At 56.7% G+C, this 20,290-nt stretch carries 23 protein-coding genes; 10 read left to right on the top strand and 13 right to left on the bottom strand.

The genetic code is table 11. The annotated features are described in order from the left end of the window. The first annotated feature begins 1 nt into the window (after position 1). Positions 2–607 carry a hypothetical protein gene (locus tag EYR88_RS09885; protein ID WP_165477318.1) on the top strand — a complete coding sequence of 202 codons (606 nt, stop codon included), beginning with the start codon at positions 2–4 and terminating at the stop codon, positions 605–607. On the opposite strand, the gene EYR88_RS09880 is transcribed toward EYR88_RS09885, so the two are convergent. The 5 genes from EYR88_RS09880 to EYR88_RS09860 are packed head-to-tail and all read right to left on the bottom strand — an operon-like array spanning position 604 to position 6,135. After that, positions 604–1,419: a CoA ester lyase gene (locus tag EYR88_RS09880; protein WP_165477317.1), complete on the bottom strand. Its 816-nt coding sequence runs from the start codon at positions 1,417–1,419 to the stop codon at positions 604–606. The genes EYR88_RS09885 and EYR88_RS09880 overlap by 4 nt on opposite strands. Further along, positions 1,412–1,918 carry a MaoC family dehydratase gene (locus tag EYR88_RS09875; RefSeq protein WP_131089469.1) on the bottom strand — a complete coding sequence of 169 codons (507 nt, stop codon included), beginning with the start codon at positions 1,916–1,918 and terminating at the stop codon, positions 1,412–1,414. The genes EYR88_RS09880 and EYR88_RS09875 overlap by 8 nt, the downstream gene beginning before the upstream one ends. After that, entirely contained in the window at positions 1,915–3,876 is a 1,962-nt protein-coding gene (locus EYR88_RS09870) for a biotin carboxylase N-terminal domain-containing protein (RefSeq protein ID WP_131089468.1), read from the bottom strand. Before EYR88_RS09870 ends, EYR88_RS09875 begins: the two co-directional genes overlap by 4 nt. Positions 3,877–3,891: 15 nt before the next feature. Next, a complete protein-coding gene (locus EYR88_RS09865) occupies positions 3,892–5,496 on the bottom strand; it encodes a carboxyl transferase domain-containing protein (protein ID WP_131089467.1) in 1,605 nt (534 codons plus the stop codon). Positions 5,497–5,499: 3 nt separating this feature from the next. Further along, positions 5,500–6,135, bottom strand: a complete 636-nt coding sequence (locus tag EYR88_RS09860) for a TetR/AcrR family transcriptional regulator (protein WP_131089466.1) — start codon at positions 6,133–6,135, stop codon at positions 5,500–5,502. 237 nt (positions 6,136–6,372) lie between these two features. Here EYR88_RS09860 and EYR88_RS09855 point away from each other — a divergent pair, with 237 nt between their 5' ends. Next, positions 6,373–7,137, top strand: coding sequence for a carbonic anhydrase (locus EYR88_RS09855; protein WP_131089465.1), 765 nt, complete (start codon positions 6,373–6,375; stop codon positions 7,135–7,137). A gap of 187 nt (positions 7,138–7,324) precedes the next feature. Here EYR88_RS09855 and EYR88_RS09850 read toward each other — a convergent pair whose 3' ends face one another. Beyond that, positions 7,325–8,341 (bottom strand): iron-siderophore ABC transporter substrate-binding protein, encoded by a 1,017-nt coding sequence (locus tag EYR88_RS09850; RefSeq protein ID WP_131089857.1) that lies wholly within the window; start codon positions 8,339–8,341, stop codon positions 7,325–7,327. Positions 8,342–8,522: 181 nt separating this feature from the next. On the opposite strand from EYR88_RS09850, the gene EYR88_RS09845 reads away from it, so the two are divergent. Both EYR88_RS09845 and EYR88_RS09840 read left to right on the top strand, forming a co-directional pair. Then, positions 8,523–9,512, top strand: coding sequence for an iron chelate uptake ABC transporter family permease subunit (locus tag EYR88_RS09845; RefSeq protein WP_131089463.1), 990 nt, complete (start codon positions 8,523–8,525; stop codon positions 9,510–9,512). Beyond that, the gene (locus tag EYR88_RS09840) at positions 9,509–10,504 is read left to right on the top strand and encodes an iron chelate uptake ABC transporter family permease subunit (protein ID WP_131089461.1); all 996 of its coding nucleotides are present in this window, start codon (positions 9,509–9,511) and stop codon (positions 10,502–10,504) included. The genes EYR88_RS09845 and EYR88_RS09840 overlap by 4 nt, the downstream gene beginning before the upstream one ends. A gap of 61 nt (positions 10,505–10,565) precedes the next feature. Here the strand turns inward: EYR88_RS09840 and EYR88_RS09835 are convergent, their stop codons facing one another. Together EYR88_RS09835 and EYR88_RS09830 are read right to left on the bottom strand one after the other, a co-directional pair. After that, positions 10,566–11,141 (bottom strand): hypothetical protein, encoded by a 576-nt coding sequence (locus EYR88_RS09835; protein ID WP_131089459.1) that lies wholly within the window; start codon positions 11,139–11,141, stop codon positions 10,566–10,568. Beyond that, a complete protein-coding gene (locus EYR88_RS09830; RefSeq protein WP_131089458.1) occupies positions 11,138–11,680 on the bottom strand; it encodes an RNA polymerase sigma factor in 543 nt (180 codons plus the stop codon). The genes EYR88_RS09835 and EYR88_RS09830 overlap by 4 nt, the downstream gene beginning before the upstream one ends. 97 nt (positions 11,681–11,777) lie before the next feature. Here EYR88_RS09830 and EYR88_RS09825 point away from each other — a divergent pair, with 97 nt between their 5' ends. The 6 genes from EYR88_RS09825 (at position 11,778) to EYR88_RS09805 (ending at position 14,359) form a co-directional block, all read left to right on the top strand. Further along, complete coding sequence (locus EYR88_RS09825; protein ID WP_242632508.1) at positions 11,778–12,308, top strand: Asp23/Gls24 family envelope stress response protein; 531 nt, start codon at positions 11,778–11,780, stop codon at positions 12,306–12,308. 24 nt (positions 12,309–12,332) lie between these two features. Continuing rightward, positions 12,333–12,509, top strand: coding sequence for a hypothetical protein (locus EYR88_RS16035; protein WP_165477316.1), 177 nt, complete (start codon positions 12,333–12,335; stop codon positions 12,507–12,509). A 5-nt stretch (positions 12,510–12,514) separates the two neighbouring features. Next, entirely contained in the window at positions 12,515–12,886 is a 372-nt protein-coding gene (locus EYR88_RS09820; RefSeq protein ID WP_131089456.1) for an Asp23/Gls24 family envelope stress response protein, read from the top strand. Continuing rightward, positions 12,883–13,434, top strand: coding sequence for a DUF6286 domain-containing protein (locus tag EYR88_RS09815; RefSeq protein WP_131089455.1), 552 nt, complete (start codon positions 12,883–12,885; stop codon positions 13,432–13,434). Before EYR88_RS09820 ends, EYR88_RS09815 begins: the two co-directional genes overlap by 4 nt. Before the next feature lie 2 nt (positions 13,435–13,436). Beyond that, positions 13,437–14,021, top strand: coding sequence for a hypothetical protein (locus tag EYR88_RS09810; protein ID WP_131089453.1), 585 nt, complete (start codon positions 13,437–13,439; stop codon positions 14,019–14,021). A 77-nt stretch (positions 14,022–14,098) separates the two neighbouring features. Next, positions 14,099–14,359 carry a GlsB/YeaQ/YmgE family stress response membrane protein gene (locus tag EYR88_RS09805; RefSeq protein WP_131089452.1) on the top strand — a complete coding sequence of 87 codons (261 nt, stop codon included), beginning with the start codon at positions 14,099–14,101 and terminating at the stop codon, positions 14,357–14,359. A gap of 76 nt (positions 14,360–14,435) precedes the next feature. On the opposite strand, the gene EYR88_RS09800 is transcribed toward EYR88_RS09805, so the two are convergent. The 5 genes from EYR88_RS09800 to EYR88_RS09780 form a co-directional block, all read right to left on the bottom strand. After that, positions 14,436–15,896, bottom strand: a complete 1,461-nt coding sequence (locus tag EYR88_RS09800; RefSeq protein WP_131089451.1) for an SLC13 family permease — start codon at positions 15,894–15,896, stop codon at positions 14,436–14,438. Positions 15,897–15,907: 11 nt separating this feature from the next. Next, on the bottom strand, positions 15,908–17,023 hold the full coding sequence (locus tag EYR88_RS09795) for a PrpF domain-containing protein (RefSeq protein WP_131089450.1): 1,116 nt from the start codon (positions 17,021–17,023) through the stop codon (positions 15,908–15,910). A 452-nt stretch (positions 17,024–17,475) separates the two neighbouring features. Then, positions 17,476–18,231, bottom strand: coding sequence for an ATP-binding cassette domain-containing protein (locus EYR88_RS09790; RefSeq protein WP_131089448.1), 756 nt, complete (start codon positions 18,229–18,231; stop codon positions 17,476–17,478). Beyond that, positions 18,228–19,274, bottom strand: a complete 1,047-nt coding sequence (locus tag EYR88_RS09785) for an iron chelate uptake ABC transporter family permease subunit (RefSeq protein ID WP_242632507.1) — start codon at positions 19,272–19,274, stop codon at positions 18,228–18,230. The genes EYR88_RS09790 and EYR88_RS09785 overlap by 4 nt, the downstream gene beginning before the upstream one ends. After that, positions 19,267–20,247: an iron chelate uptake ABC transporter family permease subunit gene (locus EYR88_RS09780; RefSeq protein WP_131089447.1), complete on the bottom strand. Its 981-nt coding sequence runs from the start codon at positions 20,245–20,247 to the stop codon at positions 19,267–19,269. Before EYR88_RS09780 ends, EYR88_RS09785 begins: the two co-directional genes overlap by 8 nt. Between the last annotated feature and the right edge of the window lie 43 nt (positions 20,248–20,290).

Here is a 20,290-nt window from a genome sequence, read left to right as displayed (position 1 = left end):
AATGAAGGCTCGACACTATCGGGTGGCAATGATTGGCGCCGCTATCGCGAGCATTCTGGGAACAATGGCAGGAAATATCAACCTACCAATTCCATTCTTGAGTTCGCTTATTGGCCCTTCGACGATGCCAGCGCCCGTTGTCCCCAGCGTGATTCTGGTGGTATTGACGGGAGCAATGCTTCAATCCGCTGAACTGTATTGGACAGAAGCCTCAGTGCGAAACGTGGTGGCTCATTCAATGCTGATGGCCGCGGGATTGGTTGCGCTGGTCTGCGCCGTTTCTCATCTCACTGGCATCGTGGTGCATGACAATGCTGCTGCTTGGCTGATGGTCAGGGACGTGCTTGGGCTCTTGGTACTTTGGTCGAGTGCAAGAGCCCTCGGTATCAACCGATTTGCTGGGCTTGTTCCAGTCGTCTATTTGCTGATTGCTTCAGCCTTTGCGCGAAATTCGATAGGCGAGGTCCGCGGATGGGCTTGGATCTTGGGTAGAAACCTCAGTGATCCGTGGGGACTGGCAACTATTGGTTCGGGCTGTTTGCTGACATTGTTATATGTTCTTCGACGAAGGCCGTTAGCTGGCACAACTGCCCGGTCAAGCAGTTAGCCCAGCTTCGCGGCGCTGGCGAGGGTAGCCCGAGCCTGACGCAGCAAGGGTTCATCCACCATTTTCCCGTCCAAAGAGAAAACGCCCGGATGGGTTTTGGCCTCGGCGAGGATGCGTTCGGCCAAGGCCACTTCGGCTGCCGTTGGCGCGTAGGCCTGACGGATAATCTGCATCTGGTTGGGATGGATGGAGGCTTTGGCCGCGAAGCCAGAGGCCTTGGCATCCTGAGATTCGAGGAACAATCCTTCGGCGTCTGGGATGTTCAGATACACCGAGTCGATGGCAGCCTTTCCGTTGGCTACCGCATGGATAAGCACCTGGGAACGGGCAAAGCTGGCGACCTGGCGGTAGCTGCCATCGTTATGGCGCGATGAGGTCCCGCCCAGCGAGGCAATCAGATCTTCGGCACCCCACATCAAGGCCACCACATTCGAGGCTGCCGCAATCTGCGCCACGTTGGCGATGCCGGCCGCGGTTTCACACAGCGCCACCACGTCGTAGCCAGCTAGCTGGGCAGGTTCCGCGGCCGACTGCGCCTTGGGCAACATGAGCGTGGTGTAGTTGGTACGCCGTACCGCTTCAAGGTCGCGGGCGAAGTGTTCGGTGTCTACGGGGTTCACTCGCACAATGGTGCGCGCCGGATCTAGGCTGCTTTCCACCAGTGCAGTGCGGGCTGCGTCCTTATTTTCATGGGCCACAGCATCTTCTAAATCAATGATTACCGCATCGGCCCGATCCGCGGCCTTGGTAAAACGCTCCGGCCGGTCCGCAGGGTAGAAGAGAATAGCCGGACCCATCTGGAAACTAGTCATCGGACTCTGCCTTCAACGATTCTTGGTGCGCCTGTTGGGTCCACATCAAACAGGTGCGGGTGGCGGTGGCGACAATCTCGCCGTGCTGGTTGCGTCCGGTATGCGTCATCGAGGCTAAGCCTTGGCCGGGTCGAGATTTGGAGGGGCGCAATTCGGTGATCTCGGTTTCGGTGTACAGGGTATCGCCGTGGAACATCGGGTGAGGGAAGCGCACGTCGTTGATGCCCAGCTGGCCAATGATGGTGCCTTCGGTCAGCTGCGCCACCGATTGACCAATCATGGTGCTCAGCGTCAACAGTGAATTAATCAGCGGCCTGCCGAATGGTTGGGTGGCGGCCCACGCGGCATCCAGATGTAAGCCCTGATTGTTCATGGTCATGGTGGTGAAGGCGATGTTATCCGCCTCGCTCAGGGTGCGACCGGGCTTGTGAACGTAGCTGGCTCCCAGCACCAGTTCATCAAAATACAGGCCGCGCTGTTCAAATCGTTGCTGGCTCATGCTCGGTGCTCCTGTTCAGTTTCTAGGATTGGTTCCACGGTGGCGATCACCTGTTTGGCCTTGACCAGATCTCCTGCCTGTAGCGCCGAGATGTGAACAATTCCGTCAACCGGAGCCAGCAGCTGGTGCTCCATCTTCATCGCTTCCACAATGGCCAGCACCTGGCCAGCGCTTACCTGTTGACCGTCGCTGACTTGCACAGAGATGACGGTGCCCGGCATTGGAGTCTGTACATCGGGGGAGTAGGTGCCCGATTCTTTGGCCAGGCTGGCCAACTGGCGTTCGAGTACTTCTTCACGTGACAGTTTGCGAAAGGCAGAGCTCCATCCCTGATCGCTGAGCCACAGGGTGCCATCGGGGGCAAAAGCATGTTCGATGCTTGTGGGCTCGGCTCCAACCGGCAGTGACGTTTGGACGTGAGTATCACCAACTTCGAAGTGCATGATGATCGGGCGGTGCACCCCGGCCCGCCAGCCATCGCGGACGCCCCACGGGGTGCGCAGTGTAGGTACTTGCTGATATTCCAGCTGAGCAGCCAGCGCCAATTCGCTGGGACCGATAGTGCGGAAGGTGAACTGATCCATCTTGCGCGCAATGAGATTAGTATCCAACTGTCCGGCGGCCACCTGTTCATCGGCCAACAGCAGGCGCAAATATTCGTTGTTGGTCAGTACGCCCAGTACAACGGTGTCCGCCAGAGCGCGGTCCAGCTTGGTCAACGCCTCGGTTCGATCCTGACCCCAAGCGATCAACTTGGCCAGCATCGGATCATAGTGGGCACTGATTTCTAGCCCTTCGCGCAGGGAACTATCTACACGCACGTTGACCGGTTCTCGAACCTTCAGCACGGTTCCGACCGAGGGCAGGAAACCGGCCGATGGGTCTTCTGCGTACAGGCGTGCCTCGATTGCGTGGCCAACGAGCAATACCTGTTCCTGAGTGAAGTTCAGTGTTTGACCGGCTGCGATGCGCACCTGCCAATCCACCAGATCCAGTTTTTCTCCGTTAACCCGCACCACTTCTTCGGTGACCGGATGCTCCACCTGCAAACGGGTATTCATTTCCATGAAGAAGAACTCGTCCGGATTTTCGTCGCTGACCAAGAACTCCACGGTTCCAGCGCCCACGTATCCGACCGACTGCGCGGCAGCTACGGCGGATGCTCCGATGCGTTCACGGATTTGTGCGCCGTGCTCCAGATTTTCGAACAGCGGGGCAGGCGCTTCCTCGATGACCTTCTGATGTCTGCGCTGTAGCGAGCATTCGCGCTCGCCGAGGTGCACGGTGTTGCCGTGCGAATCAGCCAGAATCTGTACCTCGATATGCCGGGGATTGCGCACCAAGCGTTCCAAGAACAAGGTGTCATCGCCAAAGGCGTTCAGCGCGGTGCGCCGAGCGCTGGATAGAGCTTCGGGGAGCTGATCTACGGATTCCACAGCGAACATACCCTTGCCACCGCCGCCGGCCGAAGGCTTGATCAAGAGCGGGAAACCTACATCGGAGGCCGCCGCCAGGAGCTGTTCATCGCTCAAGCCCGGTTCTGCAATGCCCGGAACCACCGGAACCTGATGGGACTGCACGTGGTTTTTGGAACGGATCTTGTCACCCATGAGATTGATGGAGTCCACCGGTGGACCAATGAAGGTGATCCCGGCAGCTTCTAAGGCGCGGGCGAATTCCACATTCTCGGAAAGGAAACCATAACCTGGGTGCACCGCTTGGGCCCCGCTGGTCTTGCAGGCATCAATGACCGCGTTGATGTTTAGGTAGCTCTCATTGGCGGGAGCACCGCCAAGACGGACCGCGGTATCGGCTTGGGTAACGTGTAATGCTTGAGCATCAGCGTCGGAGTAGACCGCAACGGAACGGATGCCCAGCGCTCGCAGGGTGCGAATAATGCGCACCGCGATTTCTCCGCGGTTGGCGACCAGGACCGTATCAAAAAGTTTGCTGTTCATGGTGATCTCCTGGGCCTACATCCTGAAGAGACCGAAGCTGGTCTCTGGTAATTCGGTTCGGGCGCAAACATCTAAGGCAAGGCCAAGCACCCGGCGGGTATCGGCTGGGTCAATGACTCCGTCATCCCATAAACGCGCGGTGGAATAGTACGGGTTTCCTTGAGTTTCGTATTGCTCGCGGATGGGGGCTTTGAAGTCCTCTTCTTCGTCGCTGCTCCAGGAGCCACCACCGGCTTCGATCCCGTCACGCTTAACCGTGGCCAGTACCGAGGAGGCTTGGTTGCCGCCCATCACCGAGATGCGCGCATTGGGCCACATCCACAAGAAGCGTGGGGAGTAGGCCCGTCCACACATTGAATAGTTGCCTGCGCCAAAGGATCCGCCGATGATAACGGTCAACTTGGGGACCCGGGCGGTTGCTACCGCGGTGACCATCTTGGCTCCATGCTTGGCGATGCCGTCCGCCTCATAGTCGCTGCCCACCATAAACCCGGCGAGATTCTGCAGGAAGATCAGCGGGATACCACGCTGGTCGCAGAGCTCGATGAAGTGGGCACCCTTCATGGCCGACTCGGAGAAGAGTACCCCGTTGTTCGCAATGATCCCGACTTGGTGGCCGTGGATATGCGCAAATCCGGTGACCAGGGTGGTGCCGTAGTCGGCTTTGAACTCATGGAATTTACTGCCGTCCACAATTCGGGCGATGACTTCGTGCACGTCATAGGGTGCGTTGACGTCTACCGGAACAACGCCGGATAGTTCGGTGCCTGGATAGAGCGGTTCCGTTACCTGCTCGGCAATGTTCCATGCCGGGGTGGGGTTGAGCGGCAGGGTGGAAACGATGTCGCGGATGATCATCAGCGCATGCTCATCGTTTTCGGCCAGATGATCCACCACCCCGGAGGTTTTGGCGTGCAGGTCTCCGCCACCTAATTCCTCTGCGGTGACAATCTCACCGATGGCAGCCTTCACCAGTGGTGGACCGCCAAGGAAGATGGTGCCTTGGTTGCGTACGATGACCGTCTCGTCGCTCATCGCCGGAACGTAGGCGCCGCCGGCGGTGCAGGATCCGAGGACCGCGGCCAGCTGTGGGACCTTCTTTGCTGAAAGCTGCGCTTGGTTGTAAAAAATCCGGCCGAAGTGATCGCGGTCCGGGAAGACCTCATCTTGCATCGGCAAAAATGCGCCGCCGGAATCCACCAAGTAGATGCAAGGCAGTCGGTTTTCTAATGCGATCTCTTGTGCGCGCAGGTGCTTTTTCACCGTCATCGGGAAGTAGGTGCCACCCTTGACGGTGGCGTCATTGGCAATGATCAGCACGTGTCGGCCGTGGACCAAACCGATACCTGCGATCATTCCGGCGCCGGGGCAGGCGCCGCCATACATGCCTTCGGCGGCCAGTGGAGCAATTTCCAAAAACGGTGAACCGTCATCGAGTAGTTGGTCCACACGCTCGCGGGGCAGTAGCTTACCGCGTGCTACATGGCGTTCCCGAGACTTTTGCGAGCCACCGCGCCCAGCGCGTTCGAGGCGTTGATGCAGGTCCGCCAGCAGGGTGGCGTTGGTTTGAGTATGGCTCGCAAATGCTGCGGGATCCGGTTGGGAACGAAGCGTCTTCACTTTTCAGTCCTTGGGCTCGGGTTCGCTGGCAATAACCAGCGGGGCAGGGAGTTCTTTGATGGCCAACGGGAATTCGTCGGTGACGGCGAGCATTCGCATGGCGAGGGAGACAAAATTTAGTTGCACTTCGGGCAATGACAGCCGTCCATCGCGGCGATACCAGTGGGATGCTCCGGTGCCCATTTCCATCATGGCTAGTCGGGCGATGCCCAGGTCCACGGTGTTGAACAGGCCTTGAGTTGTGCCGGTGGCCAGGATGGATGCAAAGAGCTGCTCGTAGTCATCGCGGAGCGCCTGCATGTCTTCGGCGTGCTCGGCGGACAGGGCGCGCATTTCGTGTTCTGCGACGCGGGAGGTTTTTGGATTAGTGGCGGTGAAGCCTACGTGGAAGGCAACAAGCAGGGCCAACTGACGTACTGGATCGGTGCTGTCGGCGATGGCCTGCCCGGCTCCTTTGATCATGGAGGTCAGACAATTGTTGATGATGCCAACGAGGAGTTCTTCTTTGCCCCCGACATAGTGATAGAGGGTGGCAGAGTTCAGATTCAAGGCAGTTCCGAGTTCTCGGATACCGGTCGCGGCGAATCCGCGCTGCGCAAAACAGGAGACTGCAGCCTGCTGGATTTGACCCAATTCCATGGACACCACCTTGTGTTCCCAATCAATCGATTGACAGTGTCTATCCAATCCGAGAACCGGTGTGGTGTCAATCACTTTTAGCTCAAGAGGCCGATTCTGGCGAGGTTCTGACAAGCGCGAAATATTTGGAAAATCGTTTATGAATCAAATGCATAACGGTAGGCTTCATGATGGTATTTACATTGAAATCTGAGTTAATGACATTCAGGTGCCCACGAAATACGACCGGAAAGCACTATGCCACAACCCACTGACACCGTCGTCACTGCCCATGTAACTAGCCGGCGAAAGCTCTTATCTGGCGCCACCGGACTGATCGCACTGGCCTCTCTGAACGCCTGCTCGACACCAGAGGCTACCGAAACCGCTCCTGTCGCTCATGCTGAAACACCCAAGACACCGGACGAGGTACTCAAAGCGCTGAAGGAAGGCAATCAGCGCTATCTTTCGAACGAGCTTCAGCACCCCAACCAAGATGAAGAACGGCGCGACGAGCAGGCCGAGCATCAAAGCCCTTTCGCCCTGATCCACGGGTGCGTCGACTCGCGCGTTACCCCGGAGCTGCTTTTTGATCAAGGAATCGGTGACCTCTTTGTCACCAGAACCGCAGGCGCAGTCCTTGATGACACCTTGGTGGGCAGCATGGAGTTTGCCGTCTCCGAACCTTACTCGGTTCCCCTGTTGGTGATTCTCGGACATACGGCCTGTGGCGCGGTGACCGGAACTCTTCAAGCCATGGAAAAGAATGCCGATAACCCTGAACTGCCCGGAGAGATGGATGACTTCGCGGAGCAAATTGCGCCAGTGGCCCGCAAGGAAAAAGTTTCAGGATCAGATGCTGATGCAGTGAACAAGGTGGTCAAAGCTAATGCGATAGCCGTTGCGCAGCAGCTGGTGGGACGCTCGGTCATTATTCGCAAGGCAGTGCAAGAGAAGCGGACCCGCGTGGTTAGCGCCGTTTATGATCTGCAGACCGGCGAAGTGAGTTGGCTGGAAAGCTGAGTTAGATGTCGGCTTAGATCTCAGGACAAGAAGTTAAAGTGAAATCCCCGTCGGCTAAGCCGACGGGGATTTCAACGATCATCACTCGCACCTTCAATGAGGTAGTTACTACGTTACCCAAGCTTTCTATGCTCGGGCTGAGCACAAGCTTCGCGGTTGCAGTGCGTTGAGACGGGGTGAGGAATAGTTACTTCACCAAGTTGGTGCGCAGATCATCAAGGACCTGGGATGCGCCAGTTGGGCCTAGGCCTAGGAACCAAACGTCGTCATTCACGCGCACCGCTTGATCGTTTTGAACAGCCTTGAGCTTCTTCCACAGTGGACCTTCAATCGCGGCCTTTTCACCGGTGGCTTCAGGGGTTCCGTAGGAAGTGTAGAAGATCCAGTCCGAGTCTGCCTCGGTGAGATTTTCAGCGGAAATTTCAGCCGCTAGGTCTTCGATGCTTTGGTTCCCTGGACGCTTCAGGCCAGCATCCTTGAGGATCACACCAATCAGTGACTTGTTGGCGTAGAGACGAATCTTTTCTGGCATGAAGCGCAGCAAGGAAATCTCTGGGTCGCCCTTGACGTCGTTGCCTAGGGCGGAAGCCTTGTCCTGATACTTGTTCAGTACGTCCACAGCCTGGGTCTCTTCGCCCAGTGCCTCACCGGCTAGCAGGAAGTTTTCCTTCCAAGGAAAACCTGGACGAATGGAGAAGACGGTTGGTGCGATCTCGTTGAGCTGAGCGTAGAGCTTATCCGCGCGCAGCTGCGAACCTAGAATCAGGTCTGGCTTTAATGCTGCGATGGACTCGAGGTTGAGTTCCTGGATGGTGCCAACGGTCTTGGCGTCCTTAACCTTGTCGGCAAGGTAGCTCGGGATTGGGCTGGAACCTTCGGTGGACGGAATGCCTACCGGGGTGATGCCCAGGGAGATCACCTCATCGAGTTCACCAGTATCAAGAACCACAACGCGCTTTGGCTTTGAGTCCAAGGTGGTGGTGCCGTTGGCGTGGGTGATGGTGCGAGGGAACTGGCCAGCTTCGGCGTCGGAGCCGAACTTTGCAGTCTCCTCATCCGCGGTGGTGAAATGTGCGCCGCCAATCGCAACATCTTTATTGCCCGAGTTGGTGTCGGTAGTGGTGGACGCGCCACAGCCGGCGGTCAGGCCAACCAGCGCTACGGCGGTGGCTGAGATTAGGGTGCGGCGCCATGCGGTGCCCATCTTCGATAAATTCACATCACAAATATACCTTATTTTACTAAGCCTACCCAAAGGTTATGACGCTAAACTTTGCTTGCGCACGGTAAAGTAATCTCGTTCCCTGCAGTACATCTGACGAAGGGCGCCGGTCATTAGCGCTAATCTCACCAGGCCCACCAAACCTGTGCCCAGCACCAACAGCATGAGTCGACAAGTGGCCCTACTCTGTGCGCTCGCGGCGATATTGCTGCTCTTGGTTGTGGCGTCGTTGGCCATTGGATCTCGTTCGTTGCCTTTGGGAAGCGTCATTCACGCTCTGCTTGATTCCGAACCCACAGTGGAACGAAGCATTGTGGTTGAGTCGCGATTACCGCGCGCGGTTCTGGCCTTGTTGGCCGGATTGGGCCTCGGGGTCTCTGGCGTCCTGGCGCAAAGTCTGACACGAAATCCTTTGGCCGAACCCGGAATTCTGGGCGTGAACGCAGGGGCATCGCTGGCCATCGTGATTTCCGTCGGATTCTTGGGAATCCAAAGCTTCAGCGGATATGTATTTTTTGCCTTTATTGGAGCACTGCTGACCACGGCCGTAGTTTATGTGGTGGGAATGCCTCGGCCTGGGTCCAGCGATCCGGTCCGGCTGGTACTCTCCGGCGTAGCTATCGGGGCGGTGCTCACCGGTGTCGGAACGGCCCTATCCTTGGTCAAGCCTCAAGCTTTTGATCAGCTGCGAGCGTGGACTATCGGCTCGCTGCAGGGCAGGGACCCTTCGATTATTCTCACCTTGGCTGGTTGCCTTGTCGTGGGACTAGTGCTGGCGGGCAGCAGTGCTCGCTCCCTTGATTCCTTGGCTCTGGGTGAAGACAGCGCGCGGTCTTTAGGGACCAATGTTGGACGCACTCGCGTGTTGGTTTTGCTGGCAATTACCGTTCTGGCCGGTGCCTCAACCGCAGCGGTTGGCGCCATCGGATTTATTGGCTTGATGGCTCCGCACGCTGCCCGTCGCTTGGCCGGGGCAAATACCGGGTGGATTATCGCTTTCACTGCGTTGTTAGCGCCGATGCTTTTGCTGTGCGCTGACATGCTGGGACGTGTTGTGCTGCCCGGTGAGTTGCAAGCCGGTGTGGTCGCAGCCTTCCTTGGTGCACCATTGCTGATCATGATCGCCCGCGGACGAAAGGCGGTGGCACTATGAGTCTGCGTTCCAAATTACGCGCACCTAGTGCGCTGCCGATCGTGGTGGTGCTCTGCCTGCTGGTCACCGTCCTTGCCATCTCCGGAGGTGAGTATCAGATGAGCCCCTGGAAAGTTCTTCGGGTGCTCTTCGGCGGCGGAGAAGGCATTGAAAACATGGTGATCTGGCAATGGCGGATGCCACGAGCCATGGCAGCTTTACTCTTTGGCGCGGCGCTGGCACTTTCTGGTGCGGTCTTCCAGTCGCTGACCAGAAACCCCTTGGGATCCCCGGACATTATCGGCTTTTCCACCGGTGCCTACACCGGTGCGCTGGTGGCATTAACCGTGCTTGGTGGTGGCTTTGTGGCCACCAGCATTGGAGCGTTGCTGGGCGGTTTGCTCACTGCGGTGCTGGTCTATGCGCTGGCTTGGCGCAATGGAACCGCTGGCTTTCGTCTCATCCTCGTGGGCATCGGTATTTCCTCGGTGCTGGCCTCGTTTAATCACTTCATGGTGCTGCGGGCCGAACTTGATGTGGCCATGGCCGCCGCGGTCTGGGGTGCAGGAAGCCTGAACGGGCTGACGTGGCAATCGGTGATTCCCACAAGCATCCTACTGGTGCTCGTTTCAATAGCTTTGCTGGCCAGTTCATCGCGGTTACAGATGCTGCAATTGGGTGATGACCTGTGTCGGGCGCTTGGCATGCGGGTGGAGCGCACCAAATTATTCTTGGTGGTGCTGGCAGTCCTTCTGGTCGCCGCAGTCACCTCGTTGGCAGGACCCATTGCCTTTGTGGCATTGGTGGCCCCGCAGATTGCTCGGCGTTTAGCCGGAGCTAACGGAATGCAATTACTACCCACCGCCCTTGTCGGCGCGTTACTGCTAGCCAGCAGTGATCTTCTGGCACAGCGTCTTTTTGCTCCGGTACAGCTGCCCGTTGGTGTGGTGACCGTCGTGTTTGGTGGCGTGTATTTGATCTACCTGCTGAACCGCCAAACCACCCGTCTTTAGAGTGAGGTCATTGTTAATGACCCCACCCGAAAACCGAACAACACAACTGCTAGTACGCGGACTAGTTTTCTCCGCGCAGTGTGATGGATTCGATGGCGTGACCGTGAAGGTCCTCGATCACCAGATCAACGACTAATTCATTCCAAGAAATCAGCGGACTGATCGCTTGAGAAACGTAGTCCAGTACCTGCTGTTCGATCACCTGAACCGAGCTGTCCTCGGCCATGCTCACATGGCATTGCGCCTTCCACGCGAGGTGCGGGATCGCGGTATCGGTGGCCTTAAATTCCGTGTAATTTAACTGCGCCGTGGACGAGCTGGAAAACACCGACCTGATGGCTTTGACCAGATCCAATGAAGACATTCGTTGGGGCTGGCCTGTCGCAGAATCCTGCACATCCCACACGCGTTGACGTGGCACAAAGCCTGCAATCTTGCCCAAGATGCCTTGAGAAAAGGCCTCGGACTGGTGCTCGGGCATTGAGCTTTGTAGTAGCTGGGTGATAAGCCCATTTTGATCTTTGAGTCGCTGGCGCTCGGCATGGCACCAGCGGCACTGCAACTCGTGCAGATCGGCTGGCTCATCGAGGTTCAGTAGGACGTCTTGGGTGGATCGTCCGCAGGGAAGGGTAGTCATGACACCGCCTCGCTGATTGCATTGCGTGCCCGTGCAAGTCGCCCTCGCACAGTTGATTCTGAAACGTTGGTTACTAGCGCGGCTTCTTTGTAACTCATTTCTTGGAGCGCCACCAAGACGAAGGTCTGGCGTAGTGCTGAGGGCAACGAATTAATAATCTCCCACGCATCGGCGATTTCCCCACGTTGTACGGCAATATTTTCAGGTAATTCGCGTTCGGGAACCGGGGTTCGCTCTAGTGCTTCGCCATCTACAGGTTGTTGATCGTTCGCCCGTTGGCGGATTCGATCCAGGCAGATATTTCGAGGCAAACGATAGAGCCACGTTTTGAATGCAGCGCGTTCGCGAAGTGAGTCCAAAGACTGCCAGGCGCGGATCCATGCATCCTGTGCTGCGTCTTCGGCGTCATGCCAACTGCTAAAAAAAGTCTTGCAGTACTGACGTAGCCCGGGAGTCACGCCTGTGACCAGCTCGCCGAAAGCCTCAGGATCGCCTTCCATGGAGCGACCAACAAGAAGAGCCAGTCGGGTCGGGTCCAAATACTCCTCCTAATGTGATCTAAGTCACGTGCAAAACGTGTGAGGATTTCTGTATAGCTCTCGTCTGTACGAGTGTAAGGCACAAAATATCCGTTCAATGAATGAGGAGACCATCATGGTGCAACGCGATTCACAAAGCCCGATCATCAAGCCAACCGGCGAAGAGCTGGAGCGTCAAGCAAAGGCCAACGCCGCAAATGAAGCGCAGAACAATGAAGAACTGCGCGGTCCACTACACACTGAACTGGGCAAGACGACCATTGAAGATCGTGTTGTTCAGAAGATCGCCAGCATCGCCACCCGCGAGGTTTCCGGCGTTTACGCCATGGGCAATGCAGCACGTCGAACCTTCAACTCACTGGCCGAACGCATCCCTGGTGCACAGGCCAACTCCGCTGGTGGAGTGAGCGTTGAAAAGGGTGAGCAGCAGACCGCCATCGACGTATCGATCGTGGTTTCCTACGGCTTCTCAATCGTTGAGGTCTCCAACGAGATCCGCTCAAACATCATCGCTCAGGTTGAGCGCGCCACCGGCCTGGAAGTTATCGAGGTGAACGTCGAGGTCACCGACGTACATCTTCCAGAAGACGATGACGACGACACCGAGCCCCGCGACGGCCTGAAATAACAGTCCGCACTTAAGGAGCAGAACATGTTACACGTCAAGTGGGGTTTGATCATTGGAGCCCTCGCCGGGCTGCTGATTGCCTTCGGTTCGTTTACCCAGTTTGTAGTGGTGGCATTCTTCGCCATCATCGGTGCCGCGGTCGGATGGCTCTTGCAGGACAGGGTTGATCTTAGCCAAGTGTTCAACAAACGTCGGCGGTGAATCAAATGACAGAGCTGTCCTCAAACCGTGGCAACACCACGGTGAATACGGCCGTCTATTCAAAAATCGCCGCTCAGGCCGCCTACAAGGTGCCTGTGGTTGGTTCGGCCGCCGGAGGGATCTTGGGGCTGGGCAAGTACAAAGATTTTGACAGCCGTCCCAAGGCCAAAGCTGAGGTGCTCGGAAGTGCGGTCATCATCGAGTTGGACCTAGGGCTGAGCTATCCGAGCAATGTCCAACAAGCCTGCGAAGACGTGCGGGACATGATCGCCGAGGATCTTTATAAGTATCTGGGCGTCGAAAACGTCCAGACCGACATTCGGGTGAGTTGGATGTCTTCACCGGATCAAAACACAGGGAACAGGAGACTGCGATGAGAAGATTCTGGCACGTGCGCAGTGCTCGCACGCTGGCCTTGATGATCACGTTCATCACCTTGTTGGCCGTGAGCATTCTCCTCGCGCTTTCCTGCATCCTGCGATTGGTTAGTGGCCAATGGACCGGCCCTGCTGAACAGGTTCTGAATACGCTCAGCGGTATGCGCCTCAATGACAGCCTGGCAGTTAGCGTCATGGCAGTTCTTGCGGTGCTCGGCCTTGTGCTGCTGCTTTGCGCGCTGATCCCGGGACGCCGCCAAAGCATCCTGTTGGACACCGATGATCCTGGAGCGGAATCGGAACAAGCAATGTCGTGCCGGGGCATCTCCACCTTGGTGGGCTCCGCGGTTGAACGAACCGACTCGGTGACTCGGGCCAGCGTAAAGACCACGCCGGCCTGGGTGCACGTCAGTGTTCAGACTCCGGCGCACTCGGTGGAACGCGTTCGGCAGAACGTGCAAACTCGGGCGCAAAGTGTGATTGATGGCCTGCCGTTGCAACAGGCGCCCAAGGTTAAAGTCTCGGTCCAGCAGCGAGGAGGGAACTAAGAATGTGGACAACACATGTAGTGCGCCAGCGAATCATCCTGGCGATCCTCGGACTGGCCTTGCTGGTCCTTGGTGGCTTGGGCCTGGCTGCAGCATTGCTTGGTTTTCCCGAGATCAAGGATCTTGGTCAAGCGCAGATTGGTGACAGTTTGCCGATAGACCAGCAGTACTTACTGCCACTGGGATTGGCTGTAGGGATCGTGGGCATTGTGCTTTCACTGGCCGTGATTATCACCGCCATTCCACGCCGTCCGGCGGCACACGAATTCAGATATGAATCGCGCAACGAGGGAGTCAGCGAGATCGAAACGTCGGTAATAGCTAGGGCTGCGGAATCCGCCGCTCAAACGCAACCAGAAATTGTGGATGCGAATGTTCAAATCGGTGGCAGCGCCACGCAGCCCGTACTCTATGCGCGATTCACCTTGCGCGCCGATGCACCGGCGAATCGAGGAATAGAGCTGGTTAACGGCCGGGTCATCCCTGACCTTGAAATGGTGCTGGGTGTGCCCTTTGCACACAAGCACGTTTCCTTCAGTTTCCAGAAACCAGAAAAACAGGATTCGGATAAAGCCGTGCTCATCTGAGCCGGCCTCCGGGTAATAAGTAGTAAATCACTAGCGGCACGTTTGTCGTGCCAAAAACACATGGGGAGTAACAAAAAATGGGCATTATTGGTTGGATCATCCTTGGACTCATTGCCGGCGCCATCGCAAAGGCCATCAAGCCAGGAAACCAGGGTGGCGGCTGGATCGCTACGTTGGTCCTTGGTGTAGTCGGTGCACTGCTCGGCGGTTGGATCGGCTCGGCAATTTTCGGCGTCGGAGTAGACAAGTTCTGGTCACTTTCGACTTGGCTGCTAGCTATCGGTGGTTCCCTGATCGTATTGATCGTTTGGGGCTTCATCACTGGCAAGCGCCGCTAAGCTAAAAAGTAATGGCAGTGGGCGCCGATCCTTTTTGGATCGGCGCCCACTGCCATTTAATGCTTGAAGCGTAGTTCTACATGATGCCGGTTGGTACCAGCAGGCCCCAAGCCAATGCCGGAGCGATAAGGACAACAGCACCTGCGTACATCATCAACTGCTTGTAGGTGCGCTGACGGTCTTGTTCCTTCACGTTGGCCACTACCAGTGCGCCAGCGGTGGAGAACGGGGAAATATCAACCACGGTGGCCGAGATGGCGATGGCAGCCACGGTGCCCGAAACACTCAACGAGCTCACCGACAACAGTGGTCCAGCCAGCGGGATGAAAGCGGCCAGCAGTGCGGTGGATGAGGCAAAGGCTGAACCAATACCGATGACGTAGCACAGCACCAAGGCGATGAGGATTGGTGCACCCAAAGCCAAAGCCATATGGGCCAAGGTATCAATCACACCGATGTGCGTCAGCAGCGAAACGTAGGTGATCATGCCGGCCACCAAAAGAACGGTGGACCAGGAAATCCCGGCGACAAACTTGTGCTGATCCTTGATGTTCAGCAAGGCCAAGAGCAGACCTGCACTCAGTGCGACAAAGCCGATCGGTAGACGCAAAACCAAAGCGCAGAAGAGCATCACAGCAATGAGTACCAGCGTGTAGATCTGCTGTCCGTGCGGACGGGTGCTGCGTGACTCTTCAACATCCGTATGTGCCACACCTTCACCGGAACGCAACTTACCCAGCGCAGCGAAGACGATCACGGTGAGAATCGAAAGAATCAGGTTGATGGCAAAGCTGGCGACAAATAGTGCGTTGGCAGAGACCGGGAAACCATTTTCCATGGCGATGTCGTGGACCAGAACACCGGAAACCGACAGTGGCGAGAATCCGCCTGCGTGCGCACCGTTGATAATGAAGGCGCCCATGAGCAGCGGGTGGATGCGCGATTCGTAGGCGAAGCCAATCGCAGCTGGGGCCAGCAGCGCCACGGCTGCCGGGGAGAAGGTTCCCAACGAAGTTAGCGCGGCGGCAACCAAGAAGAATACCCATGGAAGCAGCATGGTTTTGCCACGGACCAGGCGCACACAATTTTGCACGATGACATCAATGGTCCCGTTGTGCTGAGCCATGGAGAAGAAGTAGGTGACGCCGATAATGGTCAGCACAATGCTGGCTGGGAAATCCGCCAAGATTTCTTTGTCATCCATGCCGAGCATGAAGTAGCCGATGCCAAAGGAAGCAACCAGACCCATCACACCGATATTCACCGGCCACTTGGTGGCGATGATGAACATCAGCACCAGGACGACCAGTGGGACGATCTGTTCTAAAGTTAGGCTGCTCTGTGGGTCGGCCGGTGCCGCGGAGTTAGCCATTGAAGGGCCAACCAGGAGTGCAATGAGTACAACCACGGCGGCTACGGCGGCAACAATCAGGATATTACGACGGGTGCGACGCTTTTGGCGGCGCGGGTCAACGGTGTGGAAATCAACGTGATTGCGATCAGTCACTGGCGCAACGTCGAGCTCAGTTTTAGTCATGGTCTCTCTCCTTAGCGACTGGCGCTTGCTAGGTCGGTCCCGGCAACGCTGCCGAGGGACTCGGGGAGGTGGATAGTGCTACTGGCGATAGAGCGGGCGGTACGATCTGCTCCGACGAGCAATGAGCCTTCTCGCTCTTCACTCCAGGTTTCGATGATTCCCGCGGGAGTTCGCAGCCTCAGTGTGGCGCCGGTTGGATCCCCGGTAATACTGTGCAAAACCGTGCCGGGTGTGCGGGCACCGATGGTCAGTGCAATACTTCCGGTGATAGCTAAGGCGGGATGCGGCTTTCCCATGGAGAGCATCATGACGTTGATATCACTGCCGGATTCTACCTGTGGGGCTGCGGCGATGGCTAGCTTTGGAATGGCACGAGCGGCCTGCTCGGGTGTTGTGGCCAGCCCCATGCGTACCGCAGCTTCGCGACGTACCTTATCAAGGATGGGAAGCTGTAGTTCAACGGCGCTCATCCACGATTCGTAGTCATTGATATCTAGGCTCAAATCTTCGGCACGGACAACCACTACTGGTGCTCCGGCGTCCACCATGGAAACCCTCCAGCTCTGGCCTTCAATATCTAAGGTGTCGGTCGGATTGCCGGTAGGTAGCAGGGTGCCGGTGGTCTTGCCTGCTGGATCACGGAATCCTAGGCCGACTTTGTAGCCGGGAGTAGCGACACCCGGCATCTGAGCTTGGGGCACGATTGGCAGGGCGCCGTTGGGGGTGTCTACCCGCTGAATGATGATCTGTCCGGTGTTGGTATTGCGGGTGATAACCCGGGTGACGTCGCCTTCGGGGGTGACCCATCCCTGCTCAATGGCATAAAGTCCAACAACTGCAGAGCAGTTCCCGCAGTTGCTGCCCCAGTCCACGGTGGCCTCTTCGATACCGACCTGAGCGAAGGTGTATTCAACATCAACGTCTGCATCGGTAGAAGGGCTAAGGATGATGGCTTTGCTGGTGGTGGAGGTGGCTCCGCCGACACCGTCGATCTGTCGTGAATCTGGGCTTCCGAAGATCTTTGGGAGCAAAAGATCAAGGCTGATCCCTGTCTGCTCCGCATGATCGGATTCGAAGACCCAGCACTTGCTGGTCCCTCCGCGCATCCATTCGGCTTGTATGTTCATCGTCATTCCTACGTCTCGTTGTGCCCGCTTTGCTCCCGGTCACTCGGTCCGGAATAAGCGTCATCCGGCTACTGAACGAACATAATCTGGATCACATTTGAAGTCCACGTACATAAGGTTCAAGGGGATGTAGCAATGCTTAATTTGCTTGAATTGTGCTTATGTGGGGTAGGGATTCCGAGGATTCCGAGTCGATGGTTGAGGTGAATAACCTTGTTGAGTCCGAAGATTTAAGCGATTGAACCAAAAATGAAAATGATTGAAGTGTTGCTTACGGGTTGGTCGTGAAATCTGTGAAAAGAATTTAACACGGCGTTGAGGCGAAGCCCTCTGGGCTCAGTACCCGCAGCGATCGCTTGATATTGAAGTGCGCAAAGCGCTATTAAAGACGTCGCTGGCGCCACGAATTTCGTGGCGCCAGCGACGGTGGGTCTAGTGCAGGTGTCTCTGACTTAGTAGTAGACAGCCAGCGGTCCGTTGGGGCCGGGGATCACGTTCACCGGGGTTTCAAAAACTTCGGTGAGGATTTCATCTTGCATGATCTGCTCCGGGGTGCCGAACTCTACGACCTCGCCGTGTTTCATGGCGCAAATGTAGTCGGCGTAGTGCCCGGCGAAGTTGATGTCGTGCAGCACGATAACAATGGTGCGGTTCAGTTCTGCCGCAGCACGTTTGAGGTGCTGCATCATGACTACCGAATGCTTCATGTCCAAGTTATTCAGTGGTTCATCAAGCAAAACAGTATCGGTGTCCTGTGCCAGAACCATGGCAACGTAGGCGCGCTGACGCTGGCCGCCGGAGAGCTCATCAAGGTAGCGCCCTTCCAACTCACCAAGGTCCAGGAAGTCGATGGACCGCGAAATGATTTCTTCGTCCACCTGATTCAGCCGGCCCTTGGAATGTGGGAATCGTCCGAAGCCCACCAACTGTCGAACAGTCAGTCGAGTGACAAAGTGATTTTCTTGGCGCAGGATCGACACGATCTTGGCCAGATCCTTTGAATTGGTTTTAGTGACGTCGTAGCCCGAAACCTCGATAGTTCCTTCATCGATACCCAGCAGGCGTCCGACCATGGTGAGCATGGTGGACTTGCCTGCACCGTTGGGACCCACCAGTGCAGTCAGGCCTCCGGTGGGAATCTTGAGCGTCACGGGGCCGATGGCTACGGTGGAGCTGTACTTTTTGCTGACGTCTTTGAGGGTAATCACAGCCGTCCCTTTCGCAGGATGAAGATCAAGAAGGTAATGCCGCCAACGGCTTCGATGATGATGCCCACCACGCCTTGGGCGTAGAACAGGTTTTTCATGATGAAGTAGGCGCCGGCCAAAACCACAAAGGCGATGAGGAATGACAGGGGGTAGATGTAGCGGTGGTCGTAGGTGTCAGCTAATTGATAAGCCAGCGTTGCCACGAGGAAGCCAAGGAAGGTCAAAGGTCCCACCAACGCGGTGGTCACAGCCATCAAGATGGAAACAAAGAACAATGTTTTCATCACCTCGTGGCGATGATTGATCCCTAGATTGATCGTGGTTTCTTTGCCTAGGGCCAGGATGTTCATCTTCTTGGAAGCCAGCACCAAGTAACCGCCGGCGATAATGACCAGCGGGATGGCCACCGGCATATAGCTCATATCCGCGTTGGCCATGGAGCCAAAGAGGCGGGCGGTGAGTACATCAAATTCGCTCGGTGTCAGCAGGCGCTGCATGAAGGTAGAAATGGAACCTAAGCCGGTGCCGATGATGATGCCTACGAGCAGCATGATCTGAATATTGCCGAGTTTGCCCGAGAGTAGCCAGCCGTACAACGCTACGGAGAGCCCAACCATGATGGCGACCTGCACCACGAACTGGCTGACCCCGGTCAAGACGGTAACCCCAGCGGCACCCAAGACAAAGACCGCCCCGGTTTGCACCACACGGTATAAGGCTTCAAAACCCATGATGGACGGGGTGATGATGCGGTTGTTGGTCACCGTTTGAAAAGCGACGGTGGCAATGGACTGGCACAGCGCCACGATCACCATGGTCAAGATGTTGCTGGCACGAAGCTTCGCGATCACCCAGAACCCGATGGATCCCAGTGGCATCGGGTTATCCCAAGCCAAGAGTCCAACGGCAAAAAATACTGCCAGCGTTGCAAGGATCCACAGGGTCAGCCAGTAGCGTTTGCGCACCTTGACGGTCGGTAGTGGGCCCGATGAGCGGCCAGTATGATGAGCAGCACGTGCAGGGGAAGAAATGAGATTAGCCAACTTTGCGCTGCCTCAACAGAAGGAAGATGAATACGATCGCACCGAGTACCCCGAGGATCAGGGACACCGGAACTTCGAAGGGCATGATGATGGTGCGGCCGATGAGGTCACACACGGTGGTGATCGCGATGCCCAGCAGGCAGACCCATGGCAAATTGCTGCGCAGGTCATCGCCGCGCACCATGGAGATAATGTTTGGCACGATCAGTCCCAAGAACGGCAGGTTGCCAATCACTACGGTGACCACGCCAGTTGCAACTGCGATCAGTGCGGTACCGAGGAGCATCACGTGGCGGTAGTTCAAGCCCACGTTGGTTGCGATCTCTTCGCCTAGGCCTGCAACGGTGAAGCGGTCGGCCACGATGTAGATCGCGACGGCCACCAGGGCGACGATCCACAGCACTTCGTATTGGCCGCGGATCACCGAGGTGAACGAACCGGCCAGCCAGATGCCCAAAGACTGCAATTTGTCGGTGCTCAGCGCCAAGAATGTCGAGAACGCGCCGACCACCGAGCCGAGCATGATGCCCACAATTGGCACTGTCAACGAAGCCTTGAGTGAGACGCGTTGGAGGAAGAGGAAAAAGATCATCGTTCCGGCGAAAGCGAAGGCGATAGCCACACCCATTTTTGCCAGCAGGCTTGCGGTCGGAAACAGCACCAGCATGGTGAGTAATCCAAGGCCGGCCCATTCGGTGGTGCCCGTGGTGGTGGGTTCAACAAACCGGTTTTGGGTCAGTAGCTGCATGACCAAGCCGCTCATGGCCATCGCGGCTCCAGCCAAAACTAAGGCGATGGTGCGCGGGATGCGTGTGATGGCGAACATCTGTGCGCCGTCGTCTTGGCCAAAAATGTCGTACACGCCGGTAAAGAGCGAGAAGGCTAGGAGCAGTAAAACACCGAGGATGCCCAGTGTTAGTTTGCCGGTGAAGACCCTTGGTGGGGTTCGCCCCGAGGTGATTGTGCTTGTCATGTGGCCGCCGTGAAGAAGTGTGGTGGAAAAACAGCTTTAGTGG

The sequence above is a fragment of the Arthrobacter sp. S41 genome (assembly GCF_004320535.1).
Taxonomy (GTDB): domain Bacteria; phylum Actinomycetota; class Actinomycetes; order Actinomycetales; family Micrococcaceae; genus Glutamicibacter.
Note: the sequence above shows the minus strand (reverse complement) of the source record. Positions and strands in the feature narration are given on the sequence as shown.